The organism is Streptomyces sp. CCM_MD2014 (assembly GCF_000772045.1).
GTDB classification, from domain to species: domain Bacteria; phylum Actinomycetota; class Actinomycetes; order Streptomycetales; family Streptomycetaceae; genus Streptomyces; species Streptomyces salinarius.
Genome location: NZ_CP009754.1, coordinates 557,446 through 579,240 on the forward strand (window position 1 = coordinate 557,446; position 21,795 = coordinate 579,240).

Annotated in this window: 21 protein-coding genes; 14 read left to right on the top strand and 7 right to left on the bottom strand. The window is 74.0% G+C overall.

Going from position 1 to position 21,795, the window contains the following annotated elements; all coding sequences use genetic code 11:
* Positions 1 to 24: 24 nt before the first annotated feature.
* The gene (locus tag NI25_RS02570; RefSeq protein WP_061440851.1) at positions 25 to 411 is read left to right on the top strand and encodes an anti-sigma factor antagonist; all 387 of its coding nucleotides are present in this window, start codon (positions 25 to 27) and stop codon (positions 409 to 411) included.
* On the opposite strand, the gene NI25_RS02575 is transcribed toward NI25_RS02570, so the two are convergent.
* Positions 377 to 1,330, bottom strand: coding sequence for a ribose-phosphate diphosphokinase (locus NI25_RS02575; RefSeq protein ID WP_061440852.1), 954 nt, complete (start codon positions 1,328 to 1,330; stop codon positions 377 to 379). The genes NI25_RS02570 and NI25_RS02575 overlap by 35 nt on opposite strands.
* Before the next feature lie 202 nt (positions 1,331 to 1,532).
* Here NI25_RS02575 and otr(A) point away from each other — a divergent pair, with 202 nt between their 5' ends.
* The 4 genes from otr(A) to NI25_RS02595 all read left to right on the top strand — a co-directional run bounded on the left by otr(A) (position 1,533) and on the right by NI25_RS02595 (position 6,537).
* Complete coding sequence (otr(A), locus tag NI25_RS02580) at positions 1,533 to 3,404, top strand: tetracycline resistance ribosomal protection protein Otr(A) (RefSeq protein ID WP_061440853.1); 1,872 nt, start codon at positions 1,533 to 1,535, stop codon at positions 3,402 to 3,404.
* 109 nt (positions 3,405 to 3,513) lie between these two features.
* Positions 3,514 to 4,197, top strand: coding sequence for a DUF4230 domain-containing protein (locus NI25_RS02585; RefSeq protein WP_061440854.1), 684 nt, complete (start codon positions 3,514 to 3,516; stop codon positions 4,195 to 4,197).
* Between the two features lie 418 nt (positions 4,198 to 4,615).
* Positions 4,616 to 5,155 (top strand): VanZ family protein, encoded by a 540-nt coding sequence (locus tag NI25_RS02590; protein ID WP_061440855.1) that lies wholly within the window; start codon positions 4,616 to 4,618, stop codon positions 5,153 to 5,155.
* Between the two features lie 125 nt (positions 5,156 to 5,280).
* Positions 5,281 to 6,537: a glycoside hydrolase family 16 protein gene (locus NI25_RS02595; protein ID WP_061440856.1), complete on the top strand. Its 1,257-nt coding sequence runs from the start codon at positions 5,281 to 5,283 to the stop codon at positions 6,535 to 6,537.
* Positions 6,538 to 6,565: 28 nt separating this feature from the next.
* Here NI25_RS02595 and NI25_RS02600 read toward each other — a convergent pair whose 3' ends face one another.
* Positions 6,566 to 6,802 (bottom strand): hypothetical protein, encoded by a 237-nt coding sequence (locus NI25_RS02600; RefSeq protein ID WP_061440857.1) that lies wholly within the window; start codon positions 6,800 to 6,802, stop codon positions 6,566 to 6,568.
* Between the two features lie 197 nt (positions 6,803 to 6,999).
* Between NI25_RS02600 and NI25_RS02605 the strand changes: the two genes are divergently transcribed.
* The 4 genes from NI25_RS02605 to NI25_RS02620 all read left to right on the top strand — a co-directional run bounded on the left by NI25_RS02605 (position 7,000) and on the right by NI25_RS02620 (position 11,516).
* The gene (locus NI25_RS02605; RefSeq protein ID WP_061440858.1) at positions 7,000 to 8,031 is read left to right on the top strand and encodes a PHP domain-containing protein; all 1,032 of its coding nucleotides are present in this window, start codon (positions 7,000 to 7,002) and stop codon (positions 8,029 to 8,031) included.
* A 51-nt stretch (positions 8,032 to 8,082) separates the two neighbouring features.
* Positions 8,083 to 8,739 (top strand): HAD family hydrolase, encoded by a 657-nt coding sequence (locus NI25_RS02610; RefSeq protein ID WP_061440859.1) that lies wholly within the window; start codon positions 8,083 to 8,085, stop codon positions 8,737 to 8,739.
* Positions 8,740 to 8,860: 121 nt separating this feature from the next.
* Entirely contained in the window at positions 8,861 to 10,090 is a 1,230-nt protein-coding gene (locus NI25_RS02615; RefSeq protein WP_199560802.1) for an FUSC family protein, read from the top strand.
* Between the two features lie 394 nt (positions 10,091 to 10,484).
* A complete protein-coding gene (locus tag NI25_RS02620; RefSeq protein WP_061440860.1) occupies positions 10,485 to 11,516 on the top strand; it encodes an SDR family oxidoreductase in 1,032 nt (343 codons plus the stop codon).
* 130 nt (positions 11,517 to 11,646) lie between these two features.
* Here the strand turns inward: NI25_RS02620 and NI25_RS02625 are convergent, their stop codons facing one another.
* Positions 11,647 to 11,955 (bottom strand): hypothetical protein, encoded by a 309-nt coding sequence (locus NI25_RS02625; RefSeq protein WP_061446716.1) that lies wholly within the window; start codon positions 11,953 to 11,955, stop codon positions 11,647 to 11,649.
* 103 nt (positions 11,956 to 12,058) lie between these two features.
* On the bottom strand, positions 12,059 to 13,348 hold the full coding sequence (locus tag NI25_RS02630) for an ROK family transcriptional regulator (RefSeq protein WP_061440861.1): 1,290 nt from the start codon (positions 13,346 to 13,348) through the stop codon (positions 12,059 to 12,061).
* 183 nt (positions 13,349 to 13,531) lie between these two features.
* Here NI25_RS02630 and NI25_RS02635 point away from each other — a divergent pair, with 183 nt between their 5' ends.
* The 4 genes from NI25_RS02635 (at position 13,532) to NI25_RS02650 (ending at position 17,808) form a co-directional block, all read left to right on the top strand.
* Entirely contained in the window at positions 13,532 to 14,026 is a 495-nt protein-coding gene (locus tag NI25_RS02635; protein WP_061440862.1) for an FBP domain-containing protein, read from the top strand.
* A 105-nt stretch (positions 14,027 to 14,131) separates the two neighbouring features.
* The gene (locus NI25_RS02640) at positions 14,132 to 15,388 is read left to right on the top strand and encodes an FUSC family protein (protein ID WP_199560803.1); all 1,257 of its coding nucleotides are present in this window, start codon (positions 14,132 to 14,134) and stop codon (positions 15,386 to 15,388) included.
* Between the two features lie 74 nt (positions 15,389 to 15,462).
* Positions 15,463 to 16,515, top strand: a complete 1,053-nt coding sequence (locus NI25_RS02645; protein ID WP_061440864.1) for a hypothetical protein — start codon at positions 15,463 to 15,465, stop codon at positions 16,513 to 16,515.
* 72 nt (positions 16,516 to 16,587) lie between these two features.
* Positions 16,588 to 17,808: a lactonase family protein gene (locus tag NI25_RS02650; protein WP_061440865.1), complete on the top strand. Its 1,221-nt coding sequence runs from the start codon at positions 16,588 to 16,590 to the stop codon at positions 17,806 to 17,808.
* Here NI25_RS02650 and NI25_RS02655 read toward each other — a convergent pair.
* Positions 17,776 to 18,501, bottom strand: coding sequence for a DUF2470 domain-containing protein (locus NI25_RS02655; protein WP_061440866.1), 726 nt, complete (start codon positions 18,499 to 18,501; stop codon positions 17,776 to 17,778). The two genes, NI25_RS02650 and NI25_RS02655, sit on opposite strands and share 33 nt — an antisense overlap.
* A 106-nt stretch (positions 18,502 to 18,607) precedes the next feature.
* Complete coding sequence (locus NI25_RS02660; RefSeq protein ID WP_061440867.1) at positions 18,608 to 19,216, bottom strand: TetR/AcrR family transcriptional regulator; 609 nt, start codon at positions 19,214 to 19,216, stop codon at positions 18,608 to 18,610.
* Positions 19,217 to 19,337: 121 nt separating this feature from the next.
* On the opposite strand from NI25_RS02660, the gene NI25_RS02665 reads away from it, so the two are divergent.
* Positions 19,338 to 20,939, top strand: coding sequence for a cytochrome P450 (locus NI25_RS02665; RefSeq protein ID WP_061440868.1), 1,602 nt, complete (start codon positions 19,338 to 19,340; stop codon positions 20,937 to 20,939).
* Here the strand turns inward: NI25_RS02665 and NI25_RS02670 are convergent.
* Positions 20,901 to 21,749: a pentapeptide repeat-containing protein gene (locus NI25_RS02670; RefSeq protein WP_061446717.1), complete on the bottom strand. Its 849-nt coding sequence runs from the start codon at positions 21,747 to 21,749 to the stop codon at positions 20,901 to 20,903. The genes NI25_RS02665 and NI25_RS02670 overlap by 39 nt on opposite strands.
* Positions 21,750 to 21,795 lie beyond the last annotated feature (46 nt).

Sequence of the window (21,795 nt, forward strand, 5' to 3'; positions counted from 1 at the left end):
CGGGACAGGCTGGAGGCAAGGTTCGTGCGGCAGGAATCGGCGTCGCCCACCCGGCACCTCCGTGTGCGCCATCACCGGGGGCACACGGTGCTGGAGTTCCGGGGCGAGATCGACATCGCCTCGGCGGCGGAGATCACCCCGCACCTCGACCGGGAGACCCGGCGTCCCGGCGCCCGGGTGGTCGTGGACCTCGGCGGCATCGAGTTCTTCGACTGCTCCGGGCTGCGCCTGCTGTACCGGGCCCGCAGTCAGGTACTCGAACAGAACGGGCAGCTGCACCTGGTGTGCGCCCACCCGCTGACCCTGCGCATGCTGCGGATCACCGGCCTGGGGCGGCTGCTGCCGCCCTCGCCGACCCTGGACGAGGCCCTCGGCGTCACCCGGCCGGCGGGGCGTCGAACAGGGCACTGACCGACTCGCCGTTGTGGATGCGGCGCACCGCCTCCGCGAGCGCCGGTGCGATGGACAGGATCCGCAGCTTGTCCGTGTGGTCGTCCACCGGCACCGGCACGGTGTTGGTGCACACGATCTCCAGCACGTCCGGCTGCTCGCTGAGCCGCCCCAGCGCACCGGCCGCGAACAGCCCGTGCGTACAGGCGACGCGGATGGTGCGCGGGCCCGTCTCCCGCAGCCGGTCGAGCAGCTCCAGCACGGTGCTGCCCTTGGCGATCTCGTCGTCCAGCACGATGACGTCCCGGCCCGTGACGTCCCCGATCACCGAGCTGATGCTGACCCGGTCGTCCGCGTACCGCTGCTTCGCCCCGGCCGCCACCTGGGCGCCGAGCATCCGGGCGAACGCGGCGGCCTCCTTGGCGTTGCCCAGGTCCGGCGAGACGACGGTGGCGCGGGAGAGGTCGTACTGCCTGAAGTGCGCGGCGAGTTCCCGCAGCGCGTGCAGGTGGTCGACCGGGACGGAGAAGAAGCCGTGCACCTGGGGCGAGTGCAGGGTCATGGCGAGCACCCGGCTCGCTCCCGCCGCCACCAGCAGGTCGGCCACCAGGCGCCCGCCCAGCGAGATGCGCGGGGCGTCCTTCTTGTCGGAGCGGGCGTAGGAGTAGTGCGGCATGACCACGGTGATGCGGCCGGCCGACGCCCCGCGGGCCGCGTCGCACATCATCAGCAGCTCGACCAGGTGCTCCTGGACCGGCTTGACCAGCGGCTGGACGAGGAAGACGTCCCGCTCGCGGCAGTTGGCCATCAGCTGCACCTCGAGGCAGTCGTTGGCGAACCGGCTCACCCGGGTGGGGCTGAGCGGCACGCCCAGCTGGGCGCAGACCTCCTCGGCCAGCTCGGGATGGGCACTACCGCTGAACACGGCGATGTCTCGCACGGACCGCTCCTCGCGTGATCCTGTCCGGCCGGGAGCCCCAGCTTACGGAAATCCCGTTGCGCCGCGCCCGGGGCCCGGGGTCATGATGGCGCCGTCCGTGCTCCCTCCATGCCCCTCACGTCAGGAATCCCCAGCATGCGCCGACTCCTCGGAATCCCCCAGCGCCCCTTCCGGCCCACGGCTTTCGAGGACTCCTGCACGCATGCGTACCCTGAACATCGGCATTCTGGCCCACGTCGACGCCGGTAAGACCAGCCTCACCGAGCGGCTCCTGTTCGACCACGGGGCCGTCGACCGGCTCGGCAGCGTCGACGCCGGCGACACCGTCACCGACGACGGCGGCATCGAGCGCCGCCGCGGCATCACCATCCGTTCCGCCGTCGCGTGCTTCACCGTCGGCGACACACGCGTCAACCTGATCGACACCCCGGGACACTCCGACTTCGTGGCCGAGGTCGAGCGCGCTCTGGAGGTGCTCGACGGCGCGGTGCTGCTGCTGTCCGCCGTCGAGGGCGTACAGGCGCGGACCCGCGTCCTCATGCGCACCCTGCGGCGGCTGCGGCTGCCCACGCTCGTGTTCGTCAACAAGATCGACCGGGCCGGCGCACGCACCGACAACCTGCTCGACGACGTCCGGCGCCTGCTGACACCGCACGTCGCGCCGCTGACCGAGGTGGCGGGTGCCGGTACCGCGCACGCCCGGGTCACCCGCCGCCCGCCCGACGGCCGGACGGCGGAGGCGCTCGCCGAGGTCGACCCGGACGTCCTGGCCGCGCTGGTCGACGGCCCCGAGCCGACCGCGCGGGACCTGGCCGCCGCCCTGTGCGCCCGTACCGCCGACGGCTCGTTCCACCCGCTCTTCCACGGCTCCGCGCTCGGCGGCCAGGGCGTCGCGGAACTGGTCGAGGGCCTGGTGACGCTGGTCCCGGCCGCACCCGGCGGGACGGCGGCCGGGCCCCTGGAGCCGCGCGGCACGGTCTTCGCGGTACGCCCCGGGCCCGCCGGCGAGCGCAGGGCCTACCTCAGGCTGTACGCCGGTGAGGTGCGCCCGCGCCGACGGCTCACCTTCCTGCGGCGGGAGGCCGACGGGCGGACCACCGAGGTGTCCGGCCGGGTGACCCGCCTCGACGTGGTCGGCGGGGACGCCACGCTCACCGCCGGGAACATCGCCGCGCTCACCGTTCCCGGGGGCCTGCGCGTCGGCGACCGGCTCGGTGAACCGGCGGACCGGGCACCGCGGTTCGCGCCGCCGACCCTGCGGACACTGGTCCGGGCCCGGCGCCCGGAGCAGGCGGCGGCACTGCGCTCGGCCCTGCTGGCGCTGGCCGACCGGGATCCGCTGCTGCACGCCCGCCCGGCCGCGTCCGGCGCCACCGCGCTGCTCCTGTACGGCGAGGTCCAGATGGAGGTGCTCGCGGCGACGCTGGCCGAGGAGTTCGGCATCGAGGCCGAGTTCGCGCCTGGCCGGGTCCGGCTCCTGGAGCGCCCGGCGGGCACGGGTGAGGCCGCTCAGGAGATGCCGTGGCTGGACCACACCCGGTACTGGGCGACGATCGGGCTGCGCGTCGAACCGGGGCCGTACGGCTCGGGCGGGGTCTTCGGGTACGAGACGGAACTCGGTGCGCTGCCCCGCGCGTTCCACCAGGCGGTCGAGGAGACGGTCCACGCCGCCCTGGCGTCCGGGCTCACCGGCGCGGCGGTCACCGACTGCCGGGTGACGCTGATCCGCTCCGGTTTCGACTCGGTGCTCAGCACCGCCGCCGACTTCCGCGAACTGACGCCGATCGTGCTGCGTCGTGCCCTCGCCCGGGCGGGGACCGTGCTGTACGAGCCGTACCTGGCCTTCGAGGCGGAGGTCCCGCCGGACGCGCTGGCCGCCGTGACGGGCCTGCTGGCCTCGCTGGGCGCGGACGTCAGCGGGACGGCGGGCGGTGACCCCGCGTGGTTCGTCACCGGCGAGCTGCCCGCCCGGCGGGCGCGGGAGGCCGAGCTGCGGCTGCCGGGGATCACGCGCGGGGAGGCGGTCTGGTCCGCGCGCCCGTCCGCCGACCGTCCGGTCAGGCCGGGACGCTGAGCCGGCGACGTACGCCCCGTGGGCTCCCGCTCCCGGCGTTGTGCGCCAACTGCTCGGTCTGGCCAGGGAGATGGCGGGCATCCGGTCTATAGGAAGGAGGGCCGTCGCCATGACGACTCCCGTCAGGAAGCCCACGAGTTCCGTCGAACGGCCCGCGCGGCGCATGCCCGGCTGGGCCAAGGCGCTGACCGCGGTGGTGCTGGTGCTCGTCGTGCTCTTCGCGGGGCTGCGGCTGAGTCTCGTGCCGGGCCTGAAGGACCTGTTCGGCTCCGAGACCCGGGACCGTTCGGGGCCCGCGCTGCTGAAGTCCGTCCAGGACATCAGCCGTTACGGCGCGGCCTCCGGCAACTTCCAGGTCGTCGTGGACCTGGAGAAGGACGCCAGGTTCCTCCCCGACGCGATCCGCGGCACCCGCACCCTGTACGTGGGTGCGGGCACCGTCGACGCCTACGTGGACCTCGGGAAGGTGGACGAGGACGACGTCACGGTCGACGAGCAGCGGACGTCGGCCACGCTGCGTCTGCCGCACGCCGCGCTGGGCGAGCCCGCTCTCGACCCCGACCGCTCCTACGCCGTCTCCAAGCAGCGCGGGCTGCTCGACCGGCTCGGCGACCTGTTCTCGGACAATCCGAACGGCGAACAGGCCGTGCAGAAGCTCGCGGCCCGGCACATCGGCGAGGCGGCGAAGGACAGCGAGCTGAAGGCACGGGCCGAGAGCAACACCACCGCCATGCTGCGGGGGCTGCTGACGTCCCTGGGCTTCGAGAAGGTGCGGGTGACCTACGGAACGTGAGCCCCGCCGGCGGACACGGAACGGCTCACCCGGACAGGACCGCCGAGGGCCGGCGCTCCCAGCACGGTGGTGCCCACCGGGAGCCATGCCACGTAGTCGCCGATGTGCCCGGACTGCGGCAGCCGCAGACTGCGGCCGCCGCAGCGGCAGCGCCCAGGTGGGCGCGGCGAGCAGCCCGGGCCGGGCGACGGCGACCGCGGCCGGCGCGGCGGCCAGGACCTCTCGACAGCACGGCCGACGGCGGCGCGCGGTGGCGCCGCCGGCCGGAGCGCCCCGGCCGGGCGAGGGAAAACCGGGGGCGGGGCGGTGACAGGGCGGCATCGACCGGCGTGACCGGTCGATGCCGCCCCGGGCATCCTCGGCGGTTCGGCGGGTAACCGCCCTATCACGCGGGGAAGTTGACGACTGGAGGACCGATATGGCTCGCGCCGTCTCACGGCTGCGTCTGCGGCCGCGCCCCCGCGCCGCCGGGGCGCGGGAGACCGACCGTCGCGAACGGCACGCGCTCGCCCTGCCGTTGCGGCTGCTGGCGACGGCGTGCGCGTTCGTCTTCATGGTGGCGTTCGCGGTGGTGCTGGCGCGTCTGACCCTGCACCCCTCCCCCGCCTCCGAGGCCCTGACCCACACCAACCTGCATCCGGGGCGCTCGCTGAGCGCGTATCTGGACCAGCCCGCACTGCGCGACGCCGTCAAGCAGATCGGCGGGAACATCCTGCTGGGGGTGCCGTTCGGCGTCCTGGTCCCGGTCGTCGCCCCGCGCACCCGCGGGGTGCTGCGGGTGCTGCTGCTGACGGCCGTCGTGATGCTGCTGGTGGAGTTCGCCCAGGGCGCCCTCGTCACCGGGCGGGCCTTCGACATCGACGACGTCATCCTCAACACGGGCGGCGCGCTGATCGGTTACCTGCTTCTGGGGCGGCGGATGAGCCGCACCGTGCACGCGCGGCGGGCGCGCACCTGAGAGTGGAACATCTGGTCCGTACCAAGATATTGACCGACCCTTACCTCACTACTTGAATAAAGAGGCGACACCTCCACCCCCACCTCGGTCGGCGCCCCCGCGGGCGCCGTACGGAAGGGAGAGCCGTGGCCCGCCCACGCCTGCTCCGCAGATGTCTCCTCGCCGCCGCCCTGTCCGCCGGGCTGGCCGCGTCCCTCGTGACCGGCCCTGCCCAGGCGGAACCGGACGGCCCCCGCACGGTCGGCTCCTCGTCCTCGACGGCCGCCGCCGTGACCTTCTCCGACACCTTCGACGGTCCGGCCGGAGCCGCCGTCGACTCCTCGAAGTGGCAGATCGAGACCGGCGACAACGTCAACAACCACGAACGGCAGTACTACACCTCCGGCAACAAGAACGCCGCCCTGGACGGCCAGGGCCACCTGGTCATCACCGCCCGCAGGGAGAACCCGGCCAACTACCAGTGCTGGTACGGCACCTGCCAGTACACCTCCGCCCGGCTCAACACCTCGGGCAGGTTCACGGCGCAGTACGGGCACGTCGAGGCGAGGATGAAGGTGCCTCGCGGGCAGGGCATGTGGCCGGCGTTCTGGATGCTGGGCACCCCGGTGAACTGGCCGGACTCCGGCGAGATCGACATCATGGAGAACGTCGGCTTCGAACCCTCCACCGTGCACGGCACCATCCACGGCCCCGGCTACTCCGGCTCCGGGGGCATCGGCGCCGGCTACACGCTGCCGGGCGGCCAGGCCTTCGCGGACGCCTTCCACACCTTCGCCGTCGACTGGGCGCCCGACTCGATCACCTGGTCGGTCGACGGCAACGTCTACCAGCGGCGCACGCCGGCCGACCTGGGCGGCAGGCAGTGGGTGTTCAACAAGCCGTACTTCCTGATCCTCAACCTCGCGGTCGGCGGCTACTGGCCGGGCGACCCGGACGGCTCCACGGTCTTTCCGCAGACCCTCGTCGTCGACCACGTCTCGGTGACCACGGGCGACTCCTCCTCAGGCGGCGCGATCCGGGGCCTGGCCGGCAAGTGCGTGGACGTCGCCGCGGCGAACACCGCGAACGGCACCCCCGTACAGCTCTACGACTGCAACGGCACCGCGGCCCAGCGGTGGACGGTGGGCTCCGACGGCACCGTCCGGGCGCTCGGCAAGTGCCTGGACGTAGACGCCGGCGGCACGGCGGACGGCACAGTCGTCCAGCTGTGGGACTGCAACGGCACGGCCGCCCAGCAGTGGGTCGTCACCGCCGCGCACGACATCGTCAATCCTCAGGCCGACAAGTGCCTCGACGTCACCGGCAACAACTCGGCCAACGGCACCCGGCTGCAGATCTGGACCTGCACGGGCGGCGCCAACCAGAAGTGGACGGTCGGCTGAGGCACCGGGCGGGGCGGCCCGGACCGTCCTAGTGCGCGGTCCAGGTGAACTTGTCCCCGCCCACCCAGCGGACGACCTCCGGGTCGTCCAGGTCGTGGACGGTGATGCCGAAGGCGGCGGCGGCCTCCAGCACGTCGACGACGGTCCTGGCCTCGCCGACCACCTGGCCGTCGATCTCCACGATCCGGAACGGGGGCGGACCCGCCTGCACCCCGAAGACGAGGATCCGCGGATTGCCGATGTGCGGGCTGTCGATCTCGGTCATGCATCGAGGGTAGGCCGGAACCCGTTGAAGCGAGGAACCGCCGAAACGGGGAAACGGCCGAACGCGAAACCGTCCCCCAGGCCGGTACGGCTACGGGGCGCCCGTCTCGTGGTGCGGTTCCCCCCGCTGTGGGGAACCCTGGACGTGCCGGTGCAGGTCGGTGGGAGGGCCGGCCCAGGTGGGACGAGGAGGCGGCGATGGACCCCGTCGAGGCGCTGGAACGGATCGCGTTCCTCCTGGAGCGGACCCGGGCGCCGACCTACCGCGTCCGCGCCTTCCGCACCGCGGCCGGCGTGCTCGGGGGGCTCTCGGCCGCCGAGCTGCGCGAGCGGGCCGGCTCGCTCGAGTCGCTCAAGGGTGTCGGGCCGAGGACGGCGCAGGTGGCGCGCGAGGCACTGGACGGACAGGTGCCCGGCTACCTCGCGAAACTGGAGGAGGAGGCGGACACTCCGCTCGCCCGCGGCGGTGAAGGGCTGCGGGCGCTGATACGCGGCGACTGCCACCTGCACTCGGACTGGTCGGACGGGGGCAGCCCGATCGAGGAGATGGGCCGCACCGCGGCGGCACTGGGGCACGAGTGGGCGGCCCTGACCGACCACTCGCCGCGGCTGACGGTGGCCCGCGGCCTCTCCCCCGCGCGGCTGCGCGAGCAGCTGGACGTGGTGGCGGAGCTCAACGCGGCCTGGGCGCCGTTCCGGCTGCTCACCGGCATCGAGTGCGACATCCTCGACGACGGCTCGCTCGACCAGGAGCCGGAGCTGCTGGAGCGGCTCGACGTGGTGGTCGTGTCGGTGCACTCCAAGCTGCGCATGGACGCCCGCTCGATGACCCGCCGGATGGTGACCGCCGTTCGCGACCCGCACGCGGACGTCCTCGGGCACTGCACCGGGCGGCTGCTGACCGGGCGGGGGCGGCCGGAGTCGGAGTTCGACGCGGACGAGGTGTTCGCCGCCTGCGCGGAGTCCGGCACGGCCGTGGAGATCAACAGCCGTCCGGAGCGGCTCGATCCGCCCCGGCGGCTGCTGCGCCGGGCGGTGGCGGCCGGCGTGCTGTTCTCGATCGACACCGATGCACACGCACCCGGTCAGCTCGACTGGCAGATCCACGGGTGCGCCCGGGCCGAGGAGTGCGGGGTGCCCCCGGAGCGCGTGGTCACCACGTGGTCGCTGGACGAGCTGCTGGACTGGACGCGCGAAGGCCGTACACCGTCCGGAGTGGCACGGCGCTGACGTGGTACCCGCCCGTCGATCCAGACTCCGCGGACCGGGAAGGGACAGTGCATGGAACGGGCGGCCGTGTTCGACGTCGACGGAACCCTCGTCGACACCAATCACCTGCATGTGATCACCTGGTGGGAGGCGTTCCGGCAGGCCGGTCACCGGGTGCCGATGCACGCGGTCCACCGCGCGGTGGGGCTCGCCTCCACCGACCTGATCGCCCATCTGCTGGGCGAGGACCGGGACACGGACCGGGACGCCGGGCTGAGCGCCGCCCACAAGGCGCTGTACGGCCAGTACTTCGACCGGCTGCCCGCACTGCCGGGCGCCGGGGACCTGCTGCGCCGCCTGGCCGGCGACGGCTGGAAGGTGGTGCTCGCCACCTCGGCGGGCGGCGCGGAGCTGGGCGCGCTGCGGCGGGCCATCGACGCGGACGACGCCATCGCCGCCACCGCGAGCGCCGACGACGTGGCCGCGGGCAAGCCCGCACCGGAGCCGGTCGAGCACGCCCTGGAACTGGCCGGGGTACCGGCCGAGCGGGCCGTCTTCGTCGGAGACACCGTGTGGGACATGCGCGCGGGCAGCCGGGCCGGGGTGCGCTGCGTGGGCGTGCTCTGCGGCGGTCTGCCGCGCGCCGACCTGGAGGAGGCGGGTGCTCGGGCGGTCTACGCCGACCCTGCCGACCTGCTGGCCTCCCTCGACGGAAGCCCGTTCGCATGAGGCGCGGGTCCGTGTGCCACCGCGGGAGGTTCCACCGCGCAACGGTCCGCCACGAGGCGCTGCGATGCGAGACGTTCCGATGCGAGACGAGTCCGCCGGCCGTGCGGACGGCCGGCACCGCATGACCGCTGTGGTCCACAGCCTCCGGGAAGCACTCCGGGGAAGGCGGCCCGCGGCCGCGGTGTGGTGGGAGGCGTGTGCCGTCGGACGGGCCGCGCGGGCCGCCTGGCGGGGCCCGGGGCGCGAACGCGACCTGATCGTGCAGTCGCTGAAGGCCGCGGGCGCGGCGCTGATCGCCTGGGCCGTGGCGGGCGTCTGGCTGGGCGACCCGATGGCGCTGATGGCGCCCTGGGTGGCGCTCGTCCTCGTGCAGGCAACCGTCTACAGCTCGGTGCGCCAGGCCGGACAGCAGTTCGCGGCGATCTGCGCCGGTGCGCTGGTGGCGTCGGTGGCGCAGGGGATCACGGACGACAACACGGGAGCGCTGGCGCTGTCCCTGCCGCTGCTGATGCTGGTGGCGAACTGGTCCCGGTTCGGCCGGCAGGGCATCTACGCGGCCACCACGGCGGTGTTCGTCCTGGCCTCCGGCACGGCGGTGTCGGCCGCGGCGGTCGGTCACCGGGTGGGACAGGCGGCGCTCGGCGCGGTCGTCGGCGTGGCCGTCAACGCCCTGGTGCTGCCGCCGATCCACCTGAGGGACGTACGGGAGAACCTCGCGGCGCTGGCCCGGGAGTCGGGCGACCTCCTGTGCACCGTCGCCGGCGACCTGCGGGAGACCCAGTGGGACGCCCAGAGCGCGGCCTCCTGGTCGAGCGGCGCCGCTCGACTCCAGCGGCGCCTCGACGCGCTGTACTCGGCCCGGTCGTGGAGCCGGGAGAGCCTGCGTCTGACCTCGGGCCCCCTGCGCCGGCTGCACCGCGGGCCCACCGTGGCGCCGCCGGAGGACGAGGACCAGCGGTGGAGCCGGGTCACCGGGAACCTCACGGCGCTGACCCGGACCCTGGCGGTCGCGGCCGACGAGCACCGGACACCCGCGCCGCCCGAGGGGCCGGTCCTCGACCTGTACGCACGCCTGCTGCGGCTGATCGGCGGGGCCTGCCACGCCGAGGCGGACCGGCTGGTGGGCGAGCGCACCGACGGCGACACGGAGGAGGCCACCGAGGAGACGATGGAGGAACTGCACCGGCGGCTGCAGGAAGGGCTGCGGGACCACGCCGGGCAGGAGGCGGCGGCACGGACCGCGGTCCTGGGCACGCTGCTGCTCCAGGCGGAGAACCTGTGGGCCGAGGTCGTGCCCGAGCCCCACGACTCGGCCGACCCGCACGAGTCGGCTGACCCCCGGGAGCAGTGACGCACATCACCCCAAACCGCGACAGACGGTGGAACACCGGCAGGTCGTTCGCCGTTGAACAGACCGTGGGTACGGATGGGACAGTGTCCCCGGGCCTCACCTATTGCCCACAGGGACGATCGTTCGGCTGAAGCCCTGTGGAGCCTTTCGCCGAGAGGCGACCGCCATCCGTATCCACCAACAGCCGCCCCGGCCGTGATTCCCCCGTCGCGGTCGGGGCTTCTCCTTGCGCGCCTCCCGGGCGCCCGCCTTCCCCCGCGCGTGGCTTTCCCCGGCGCCCGCCTTCCCCCGCGCCTGGCTTTCCCCGGCGCCCGCCTTCCCTCCGCGCGTGTCTGTGTCCGGCGGCGGGTACCCGGTGCTCTCCGTACGGGCAGGCGGCCGAGAGGAGCACAGGGTGAGCAGCGCAACGGGCAGCAGGATCGTGGTCACGGGCGCCACGGGCAACGTGGGCACCAGCGTGGTGCGCCTCCTTTCCGAGGACCCGGAGGTGGGGTCCGTGCTGGGGCTGGCCCGGCGGATCCCCGAGTGGTCGCCCGCCGGGACGGAGTGGGCCGCGGTCGACCTCGCCTCGCAGCAGAGCGACCTGACCGGGCACTTCGCCGGCGCCGACGCCGTCATCCATCTGGCCTGGGCATTCCAGCCGACGCACGATCCGGCGACGACCTGGCGCACGAACGTCCTCGGCTCCATCCGGGTCTTCGAGGCGGTGGCCGCGGCCGGGGTGCCCGCGCTGGTGCACGCCTCGTCGGTCGGCGCGTACTCGCCGGGGCCGAAGGACCACGCGGTGGACGAGTCGTGGCCGACGCACGGCTGGCCGGACGCCGCGTACTGCCGGGAGAAGGCCTATCTGGAACGGGCCCTGGACACCTTCGAGCGCGACCATCCGGGAATCCGGGTGGTGCGGATGCGGCCCGCCTTCCTGTTCAAGCGGGAGTCGGCGAGCGAGCAGCGCCGGATCTTCGGCGGCCGGTTCCTGCCGGGTCCCGCGGCGCGTCCGGAGCTGCTCCCGTTCCTGCCGGACGTCCCCGGCCTGCGTGTGCAGGCCCTGCACACGGACGACGCGGCGCACGCCTACCGGCTGGCCGCGCGTTCCGGGGAGGCCCGGGGCGCGTTCAACCTCGCGGCCGAGCCGCCGGTGGATGCCGCGCTGCTGGGCGAGCTGACCGGGAAACGTCCCGTCCGGCTGCCGCGCACCGCGGCCCGCTCGGCCGTCGCCGCCGCGTGGGGGCTGCGGCTGCTGCCGGCCTCGCCGCATCTGTTCGACGCGGTGCTGCGGCTTCCGATCATGGACTGTACGCGGGCGCGGGTGGAACTGGGCTGGCGCGCGACGCGTACGGCCACGGAGGTGCTGGAGGAGTTCCTGCGGGGTTTGCAGGAGGGTGCCGGGGCGGCCACGGAGCCGATGCGCGGGCGAAAGGTCGGCTGAAGCGGCGCACGGGGACGGTCACAGGGGCGGCGGGCGGGTGCCCGCCGCCCCTGTGACTCGTTCAGGCGGCTCGTTGCTCGTCTGTCGCTCGTTGCTCGTCTGTGGCTCGTTCGGGCGGCTCGTTGCTCGTTCAGCCGGAAGACTCGTCGGGCACCGGGTGCTCGGGGTGGACGGCACCCGAGTGCGGTGCGCCCTGGCGGCCCGTGCCGGCCTCGTCGGTGTCGGGTACGTCGGTCGCGGGTCCGGTCTCCGCGTCGCCGGCGGCTTCCCCGTCGCCCTCGGACCGTTCGTCGTCGAGGCCCTGACGGTGTTCGCGCTGCTCGCGGGTGGGCGAGGCGGCCTCCCACGGGTCGTCGTGGTCCCCGGCCTGCTGGTCCGGCATGTCGCGCGGGACGGGGGCACCGTTCTCCCCCGGCCCTTCGTGGCGGTGGTCGGACACGGCGCGCTCCTTCCCGTGGTTCTCCGTTCGTCCGAACCCGTCGGGCAGTGCTCCCACGGCCTTCGGAGCGGCGTCGGGTACCTCCCCGGTGACGGGCGAAACCTCAGTGCGGGGCCCGCTCGTCGAGCGCCGTCCGCCAGGCGGGAACCGGGTACTGGGGAGCCGTCTCGGGACGTCTGCCGCCGCGCGCGAAGAAGGCGGCCAGGGGCAGGATCGCGGCGCCCACCGTGACGGCGTCCGGGCCGAGCCGCCCCAGGCCGATCGTCACCTTCCCTGCCGGGTGGCGCAGCGCGTAGGACGCGGCGTGCCGGCGTACGGCGGGCAGGAAGCGGGTGCCGAGCTGCAGGCCGGCCCAGCCGCCGATGAGGATGCGCTCGGGCTGGAAGAGGTTGATCAGGTCGGACAGGCCGGCGCCCAGGTACTCGGCGGTCTCCTCCAGGACGGCGAGCGCGACCGGGTCGGCCGCCTCGCCGCCGGACGGGTGGGCGGCGGCGAGCAGCGCGGTGAGGCCGCCCTCCTCGTCGGTCCCCTCCGGCACCCGGCCGCCCTCCTCCCGCCAGCGGGCCAGCAGTGACTCGGCGCCCGCGTACGCCTCCAGGCAGCCGAGTGCGCCGCAGCGGCAGCGGCGGCCTCTGACCCGGACGGTCAGATGCCCCCACTCCACCGCCCGGCCCTGCTCAACCTCGGGCGTGACGAGGCTCGCGCCGACGCCGGAGCCGAAGAGGACCACGACCGCGTTGCGGGCGCCGCGTCCGGCGCCGAACCACATCTCGGCCTGCCCGAGGGTCTTGGCGCCGTTGTCCACGAGGTAGGGGACGCCGTCGGGCAGCGGGGAACCGGCGCGGAGCAGTGCCTCCAGCGGAACCGCGTCCCAGCCGATGGTCTGGCCGTGCACCACGGCGCCGCGGTCGGCGGTGTGCTCGACGATGCCGGGGACGCCGATCCCGGCGCCGAGCAGCCGTTCGGGCGGGAGCCCGGCCGTGGCCAGCACCTCGGCGATGCCGTCACGGATGTGGCCGACGATGACGTCGACGTCGTAGCGCTGCTGGGCCAGGGGACGGTCGGCACGGGCGAGTTCGGTGAGCGTCAGGTCGAACAGTTCGACCCGTACCCGGGTCTCGCCGACGTCCACGCCGATCATGTGGCCGCTGGTGGGGGCGACGCGCAGCAGGGTGCGGGGCCGGCCGCCGTCGGACTCGACGCTGCCGGCCTCCTCCACCAGGCCGTCGGCGACCAGGTCGGCGACCACGTTGCTGACGGAACCGGAACTGAGGCCGGTGGCCGGGCCCAGTTCGAAGCGGCTGAGCGGTCCGTCGAAGTAGAGCCGCTGCAGCACGGCCGTACGGTTGGCCCTTCTGAGGTCGCGCACCGTGCGCCCGTTCCGCCCCGCCATGTGACTCCTCCCCTGCTGTGTCCGGTCTGCAACCTACCTCTGCGGGAAGGCCGCGCTCCCCGGAATTCGGTGGCGACTCACCCGTGGGCTATCTACGCTAGGCGAAAACCTAGAGACCCTAGGAAGGCCGGAACCCGGGACGACGGTCCCGGGACGGCCTTCTTCGACCCGGAGGAGACTCCCATGAGAGCACTCGACGAGCGGGCCATCCGCTCCTCCTTCATCAACTGTTCGAAGGGCGAGGCCAAGCGGCTGACCGTGCCCCGCGACCTCGACGAGCGTCCGTGGGACGATCTCGACTTCTTCGGCTGGCGGGATCCCGGGGCGCCCGACCGCAGCTATCTGGTCGCCGACCTCGACGGGCGCCTCACCGGTGTGGCGCTGCGGTTCCAGCAGGCCCGCAGCGGCTTCTTCCAGCGCAGCATGTGCGGACTGTGCCTGACCACCCATCCCCGGGGCGGGGTGTCGCTGATGACGGCGCGCAGAGCGGGTGCGGCGGGCCGCGAGGGCAACTCTGTCGGCCTGTACATGTGCACGGACCTCGCCTGTTCCCTGTACCTGCGGGGCAGGAAGACGCCGGAGGGCGGCGGCCGGTTCGAGGAGAGTCTCACCCGGGAGGAGCAGATCGCCCGCACGCTGGGCAATCTCTCCGCGTTCGTCGCCAAGGTGACCGGCTGACCCGTCCGGCGGCGCCCGGCGCGTGAGAGGGGCCCGGCCGCCCGCGTCCGGTTACCGTCCTGATCGGACACGTTCGAGGCGCCTGCGGAAGGGAACAGCCCGAGGATGCGGGATGTGCGGGAGGCCGCCAGGGCGGCTTGGCGGCGGGTGAAGTGGCTCAGGGACCCCATGGTCGTGCAGGCCCTGCGCTCCGCCGCCGCGGCTTCGATCGCCTACGTCATCGCGGTGCGGCTGTCCCCCGACAAGTCGGCGGCGCCGCTCACCGCTCCCCTGACCGCCCTGCTGGTGGTCCAGGTCACCCTGTACGCCACGCTGAAGATGAGCTTCCGCCGGGTGAACGCCGTGGTGGCCGGTGTCCTGGTCGCCATCGCCTTCAGTCAGCTGGTCGGGCTGAGCTGGTGGAGCCTGGCCCTGATCATCGTGGCCGCGCTGGGCGTCGGGCACCTGGTGCGCGCCGAGGAGTTCACCGCCGAGGTCGCGATCAGCGCGATGCTGGTGCTCGGCGTGACCTCGCACGGGAGCCTGGCGTGGGCCCGGGTGGTGGAGACGCTGATCGGGGCGATCGTCGGCCTCGTCTTCAACCTGATTCTGGCGCCTCCGGTGTGGGTGGAACAGGCGGGCGAGTCGGTCGTGGGGCTGGCCCGGCAGGTGCGGCAACTGCTGCTGCGCATGGGCGAGGAGGCCGCCGGCAGCACGCCGTTCCACGAGGCGGCGGCCCGGCTGCACGAGGCGCGCCGGCTCGACCACGACATCGGCGAGGTGGACGAGGACCTCCGCCAGGCCGAGGACAGCCTGCGGCTCAACCCCCGGGTGCGCGAGGGACTGCTGCACCGGGTCGTGCTGCGCACCGGCCTGGACACCCTGGAGATCTGCACGGTGGTCATGCGGGTCCTCGCGCGCAGCTTCACCGACCTGGCCAAGGAACGGGAGCCGGAGCCCCTGTTCGCGCCGGAGACGGGAGTCGCCATCCAGCAGCTGCTGTCCGAGATCGCGGACGCCGTGGTGAGCTTCTCGGTACTGGTCACCAGCAGCGTGAGCGAGAACGCCGAGTCCGCGGAGGAGCGGCTGGCCGCCGAGTTGCGCCAGGCCGCGGCCACCCGGGACAGGCTGGCCGACCTGCTGCTCGAGGAGGTCCGGCGCGACGCGAGGCAGTGGCAGCTGCGGGGCGCGGTGCTGGCCGAGGTGAACCGGATCATCGACGAGATGGACACCGAGCACCGCTCCCGCCGCCTCCTGGAGGAGCTGGACCGCCACACGCGCGAGCAGCGCGAACGGATGCCGCGGCTGACCCGGCTGCGGGACGGGGTCAGGGCCCGGCTGCGCCGGCGGAACCGCGGCGCCGCCGCCCGGCGTTCCTCTTGAGGGGCCTTGAAGGACCTTGAAGGACGAGGAACGGTTCACGAGGAACGGTTCACGGCGAGTGAGGGGGCGTTCGGATGACCGACACCAGTGTGCGGATCGACGGCAACCGGCTGACACTGCCGGGCGGTGCGACGGTGCGTTTCATACGCACCCTGCGGCTGCCGGAGACAGGAACGCACCCGCTGCCGCCGGGGCTCGGCGAGTTCCCGGTCCGCCGGGTGTCGGACTACGCCGACACCGTGCCCGAGGAGTGGCGTGCGCGCGGCGGTGTGATGCTGCCGGTGTATCTGCGGGAGGCCATGTGGCTGAGTTTCGCGGGCACGCGGGAGCCCGCCGCCCTCCAGGTGGGGGTGGGCAAGGTGTGCGCGGTCTCGGGCAGGCCGTGGAGCGACCGGCTGTCCCGCGATCCGCAGAACTACGTGGTCCTCCCCCGCCAGCCCTGGCTGGACGGCATCAACTCCGGTTCCGGCACGGTCCGTCAGTTCGTGGCGGTGCCGCTCGGCATGGGCGCGACCGTCGAGGGCCAGGTCACCGGTGAGGAGGTCTGGGGAGGGGTCCAGCTTCAGGCGTTCACCCTGAGCGCCCCCGAGCTGGCCCGCTGGCGCGAGGAGGAGCGGCGCCGCAGGGAGGCGGCACCCCGGGGAGCGCTCTCGGCCGGGGCCTTCGGGGCTCCGGCGCCGGGGGCAGCACCGGCCGCCCCCGGTGCGGCTCCGGGCTACGGGGGGACGGTCCGGCGCCGGTCCGCGCCCGCCATGGGTCTCGGGGTCGGCGGCTCCATGCGCCAGGAGGTGTACCGCGACCATCGGCCGCCGACGGACTGGGCCGAGCAGCCGGCCGGCCGGGTCTTCGTGCACCTGGTGACGCCGCCCGAGTGGCGCCGCATCACCGGGGAGGCGCCGCCGCCGTCCCCCGTGGACCGGGCCGCGTACACCCGGGCCGGTCTGCCCTGGTACGACTACTACGACCAGGACGCCCACGACCTCGCCCCCGCCGAGCCGCTCCAGGACGTCAAGCCGGTCGGGGACTGGATCGGCGACGACCACGAGGCGTGGCAGCCGCCCGCGCCGCACCAGGTCCACCCCCTCAAGGACGCTCCGGGCAAGCCCGTGCAGGACGGGGACTGGTAGCGGCGGCGGCGCGGAGCCGCGAGGACGGCTCGCGTGGCCGTCGGGACCGGGACGGGAGGACGGGAGGACGGTATGAGCGGCGACGGGTGGAGCAGGCGGCGGTTCGTCGGGGTGCTCGCACGGGCGGCCGGCGCGGCAGCGGCCCTTCCGGCGGCGGCCTGTGACGGGCCGCCGGAGCCGGAAGGGCCGTCCCCGGCGGCCACCGGGCCCGCGGCGAGCAGTGGCGCGTCGGGGCGCCGGCGGGAGACCTCCGGACCGCGTCGGCTCCTCCTCGGCACCTACACCTCGGCCGAGGGCGGCGGCACGGGCGTCGGACTCGCCGAGTACGACCCCGGTACGGGCCGGATCACCGGCCGGGGCGTCCTCGCCAAGATGGACGACCCCTCGTATCTGGCGGTGCACCCCGACGGCCGCACCCTGTACGCGGTCAACGAGCGCGCGGAGGGGGCGGTGACCGCCGTCCGGCTGTCGGACCGCAGGGTGCTGGGCAGCCGGAGCACCTCGGGAGCGGCGCCCTGCCACCTGTCCGTGCATCCGGGCGGACGCTGGCTGTTCAGCGCCAACTACGGCTCGGGCAGCGTCGCCGTGCACCCGGTCGACGCCTCGGGCGCACTCGGGGAACGCACCGGCCTGGTCACGCACTCCACTCCCCCGCCCGGCCCCGGACAGCAGGGCCCGCACGCCCACCAGGTCCTCACCGCTCCGGACGGAGGCCATGTCCTGGCCGTGGACCTCGGCACCGACACCGTGTACACCTACCGCCTGGACGAGGACGCGGGGACCCTCGCGGAGGTCTCGCGGGCACGGACCCGGCCGGGCGCCGGGCCCCGGCACCTGGCGTTCCACCCCGGCGGGCGTCACGCCTATCTCGCCAACGAGGTCGACAACACCGTCGCGGTCTGCGCGTACGACCCGGGGACGGGACGTCTGACCGTGGGCGACGCGCAGTCCACCGGGGCGGAGCCGGGCCCGGGGTCAGGCGCCAACTACCCCGCACAGCTCCTCGTCACGTCCGACGGCGCGTACGCCTTCCTCGCCAACCGGGGGCACGACAGCATCACGCGGTACGCGGTGGAGGCCGGGGGCGCGCGGCTCCGGCTCCTCGACACGGTGCCCGTGGGCGGCGGCTTCCCTCGGCAGATCGCCTTCTCCCCGGACGGCGGGCTGCTGTTCGCGGCCAACCAGCGCTCCGGAACCGTCAGTGTGTTCCGGGTGAGCGGGGACGGCGGTGGGCTGCGCCTCGTGGGAGAGCCGTTCGCCTCACCCGTCGCCGTCTGCGCGCTGCCGCTGTAGGGCCCGCGGGCAGGAGGCGGTGCCCGCCTGCGCGAGGAGCACGTGCACCCGCTCGGTGAGCTGCGCGATCTCGTCGGCGGGCGCGTGGAACGGCAGGCGTACGTCGCCGTGGTCGCGAACGCGTTCGATGCGCAGGGTGAGGCCGTGCCGGTCGACGGCGAGGGGCCGCACCCGGACCGCTCCGTGCAGGCTGTCCGGGTCGACGAGCCGGGTCAGCCGCTGGACGGCGTCGTCGTGGCAGTCGGCGAGGTGGGTCAGCAGCCGCGCCTCGGCCAGCGCCAGCGGATCGGGCGCGGCGGCGGTGAACTCGTCGACGTCGACCACCACGGCCCCGGAGGGACGCCGCAGCACCACGCGGGCGGGCCGGAAGGCCAGGTGTCCGTCCTCCACGGCCAGCCGGCCGGCAAGCCAGAGCCGGGCCCTGATCCGGCCGCGAACCGGGACGGGCGCCACGTCGGCGAACTCCAGCACCGCGGACGGCTCTCCGCGGGGCGCGCACAGCGCCGTGGCGAGCAGCGCGCTGTCCTCGGGCACGTGCAGGAGCACCCGGCCGTCGTCGGCCACGGTGTGCGCGCCGACGAACTCCTCGCGGCCGCCCTCCGCGGTCACCGCGCAGGACCAGGCGGCGGCGAGCACGGACCGGGCCTGTTCCGCCGCGGCCGGCGCGGCCGTCCAGGCGTGGCTGTCACCCATCCCAACCTCCGTTCGGCAATTCATTAGGTAAGGCTCACCTAACCTATCGGAGATCAAGGGGCACGCCAACCACGGCACCTCCTCGAACCGGCGCCCGAACAGGCGCTCAGGGCGCGATGGCCCCCAGCAGCGCCCGTGCACACAGGTCCCGCACCTGCTCGCGGGCCGGTTCCGGGTCCCGCAGCCACTCCAGGCAGACCGCGGTGGTGAAGGCCAGCCAGCCGCGCACCGCCAGCCGTACGTCGCCGCGCTCCTCGAAGGCCGGACCGAACTCCGGGTCGGCGGCCAGGGCGGCGAGGATCTGCCGCTCCTGCGCCGCGAGCGCCTTCCGGTAGACGCGGCGCACGGCCTGGTCGCCGGTCGCGTCGGCGCGGTGGAAGGCGCGGTAGCCGTGCGCGTGGGCCCGGACGTACTCCAGGTACGCGTCGAGGCCCGCGGTGAGCTGCTCGCGGACCGGGACGCCGGGCACGGCCGCCGTCATCCGCAGCATGCGCTCGCTCTCCCGCTCTACGACCGCGGCGAAGAAGTCCCGCTTGTTGGGGAAGTAGTGGTACAGCAGCCCGCGGGAGACCCCGGCGATCTCGGCGACCCGCTCGATCCGGACCTCGTCGTAGGGACTGTCCGAGAACAGCCGCGCGCCCACCGAGAGCAACTGCTCCCGGCGCTCGGCGGTGCTGAGCCGGCGGCGGGTGCGCTCGCCCTGGTTCACGACCATGCCCGCACCTTACTTGACGCCGGTTCAACAACGGGACGAGACTGTGACGCGTTATTGAATCCATGTACAACACGCTCGCCTCGGTCGTGCAACACGCCGCTGCGTCAAGGGAGATCGCGTCATGGCTCAGACAGCGAGGGAAACGGCCCGGGACGGACTGCCCAAGGGCTTCCGCAGCGCCGAGCTGGGCTGGCCCGAACTGCGCCGCATCCCGCACCCGCCGTACCGGCTGCCCCTGCTCGGCGACGTGGTGGGGGCGAGCAGGCGCACTCCGATGCAGGACTCGCTGCGGTACGCGCGGAAGCTGGGGCCGATATTCAGGCGGCGGGCCTTCGGCAAGGAGTTCGTGTTCGTGTGGGGCGCCGCCCTCGCCGCCGACCTGGCGGACGAGACGCGGTTCGCCAAGCACGTCGGCCTGGGGGTGGCCAACCTGCGGCCGGTCGCCGGGGACGGGCTGTTCACGGCGTACAACCACGAGCCCAACTGGCAGCTCGCCCACGACGTGCTGGCCCCCGGGTTCAGCCGCGAGGCGATGGCCGGATACCACGTGATGATGCTGGACGTGGCCGCGCGGCTCACCGACCACTGGGACCTGGCGGAGGCGTCGGGCCGCGCGGTGGACGTGCCCGGCGACATGACCAAGCTGACGCTGGAGACCATCGCGCGAACCGGCTTCGGGCACGACTTCGGCTCCTTCGAACGCTCCCGCCCCCACCCCTTCGTCACCGCGATGGTGGGCACGCTCGGGTACGCGCAGCGCCTGAACACGGTGCCCGCGCCGCTCGCTCCGTGGCTGCTGCGTGAGGCGGGCCGTCGCAACGCCGCCGACATCGCGTACCTGAACCGCACGGTCGACGACCTCGTCCGCGAACGCCGGGCGGGCGGCGGCACGGGCGGCGAGGGCACGGGCGGCGGCGACCTGCTCGACCGCATGCTGGAGACGGCCCATCCGGAGACCGGTGAGCGGCTGTCGCCCGAGAACGTGCGCCGGCAGGTCATCACCTTCCTCGTCGCCGGGCACGAGACGACCTCGGGCGCGCTCTCCTTCGCCCTGCACTACCTCGCCCAGCACCCCGACGTCGCGGCCCGCGCCCGTGCCGAGGTGGACCGCGTCTGGGGCGACACCGAGGCGCCCGGCTACGAGCAGGTGGCCAAACTGCGCTACGTGCGCCGGGTGCTCGACGAGTCGCTGCGGCTGTGGCCGACCGCGCCCGGGTTCGCCCGGGAGGCCCGCGAGGACACGGTGCTCGGGGGCTCGTATCCGATGCGGCGCGGGGCCTGGGCGCTGGTGCTCACGGGCATGCTGCACCGCGATCCGGAGGTGTGGGGGACGGACGCCGAGCGGTTCGACCCGGACCGCTTCGACGCGAAGGCGGTACGGTCGCGCGCCCCGCACACGTTCAAGCCGTTCGGGACGGGGTCGCGGGCGTGCATCGGGCGGCAGTTCGCGCTGCACGAGGCGACGCTGGTCCTCGGGCTGCTGCTGCGCCGCTACGAGCTGCGGCCGGACCCCGGCTACCGGCTGCGGGTGACCGAACGGCTGACGCTGATGCCTCAGGGGCTGCGCCTGCACCTGGCCCGGCGGACGCCGCCGGCGCCGGTACGCGCTTCCGGCACGAAGGACACCGGGAAAGCCGCGGACGACACCGGGGAAGCAGGAAAGGAAGGCGCCGGGAAGTCCGTGTCAGCCCCCCGCTGCCCAGTGCACCGGGCGGCCGACTGACTCCGGCAGCCTGGTGCCGGGACCGCCCCGGGCCGCGTTGACCTGAGGCTGGGTCAGGAAGAAGGCTCCGGTCAGATCCGCGTCGGTCAGGTCGGCGTCGCGCAGGTCCGCGCCGATCAGGTCGGCGCCCCGCAGGTCGGCTCCGGTGAGGTCGGCGGCGATGAGGTAGGCCCCGCGCAGATCGGCGCCGGCCAGATCGGCACCCTTCAGGCGGGCACCCATCAGGTCGGCGTTGCGGCGGTTCTTCTTCCGGCCGCGGGTGCCCGACCGGGCCAGCTCGCTGGTGCGCAGCAGGAGCGCGTTGACGCGCTGCCGGTGTGCGGGCACGTCGAGGGCGGCCAGCTCCTCGGGGGTGCCCTCGGCGAGGCGCTCGGTGTCGGCGAGGGCCCGGCGCAGGTCGGCGTGGACCGGGCGGGCGGCGGGAAGGGACAGCGCCTCCGTCAGGTACCAGAGCAGCTCGTGCAGCTGGCGGACGACCGGGAACACGTCGAACATGCGACGCCTGTGCTCGGGCGGGCCGTCGCGCCAGTCCTCGCCGCCGAAGGTGACCTGCGAGACCCGCTGCCCGGCGCCGAAGCAGTCGTAGACCGTGCAGCCCGTGAAGCCGCGTTCCCGAAGCGTCGCGTGGATGCCGCAACGGTGGTCGGTGCGCAGGTTCGTGCAGGGTGTGCCGGCGTCCTTGTCGAGCGCGAAGTCCGCCGAGCGGGCGAACGGCAGGGCCACGCAGCACAGGCCGAAGCAGCTCCCGCAGTCGCCGCGCAGTTGCGTCCCGGGCCGCGCGTCCGACCGGTCCGCCGTGTGTTCTCGCATGTCGCCGAGGATACGGGCCGTCACCGCCCCGGCCGTCACCGCCCGG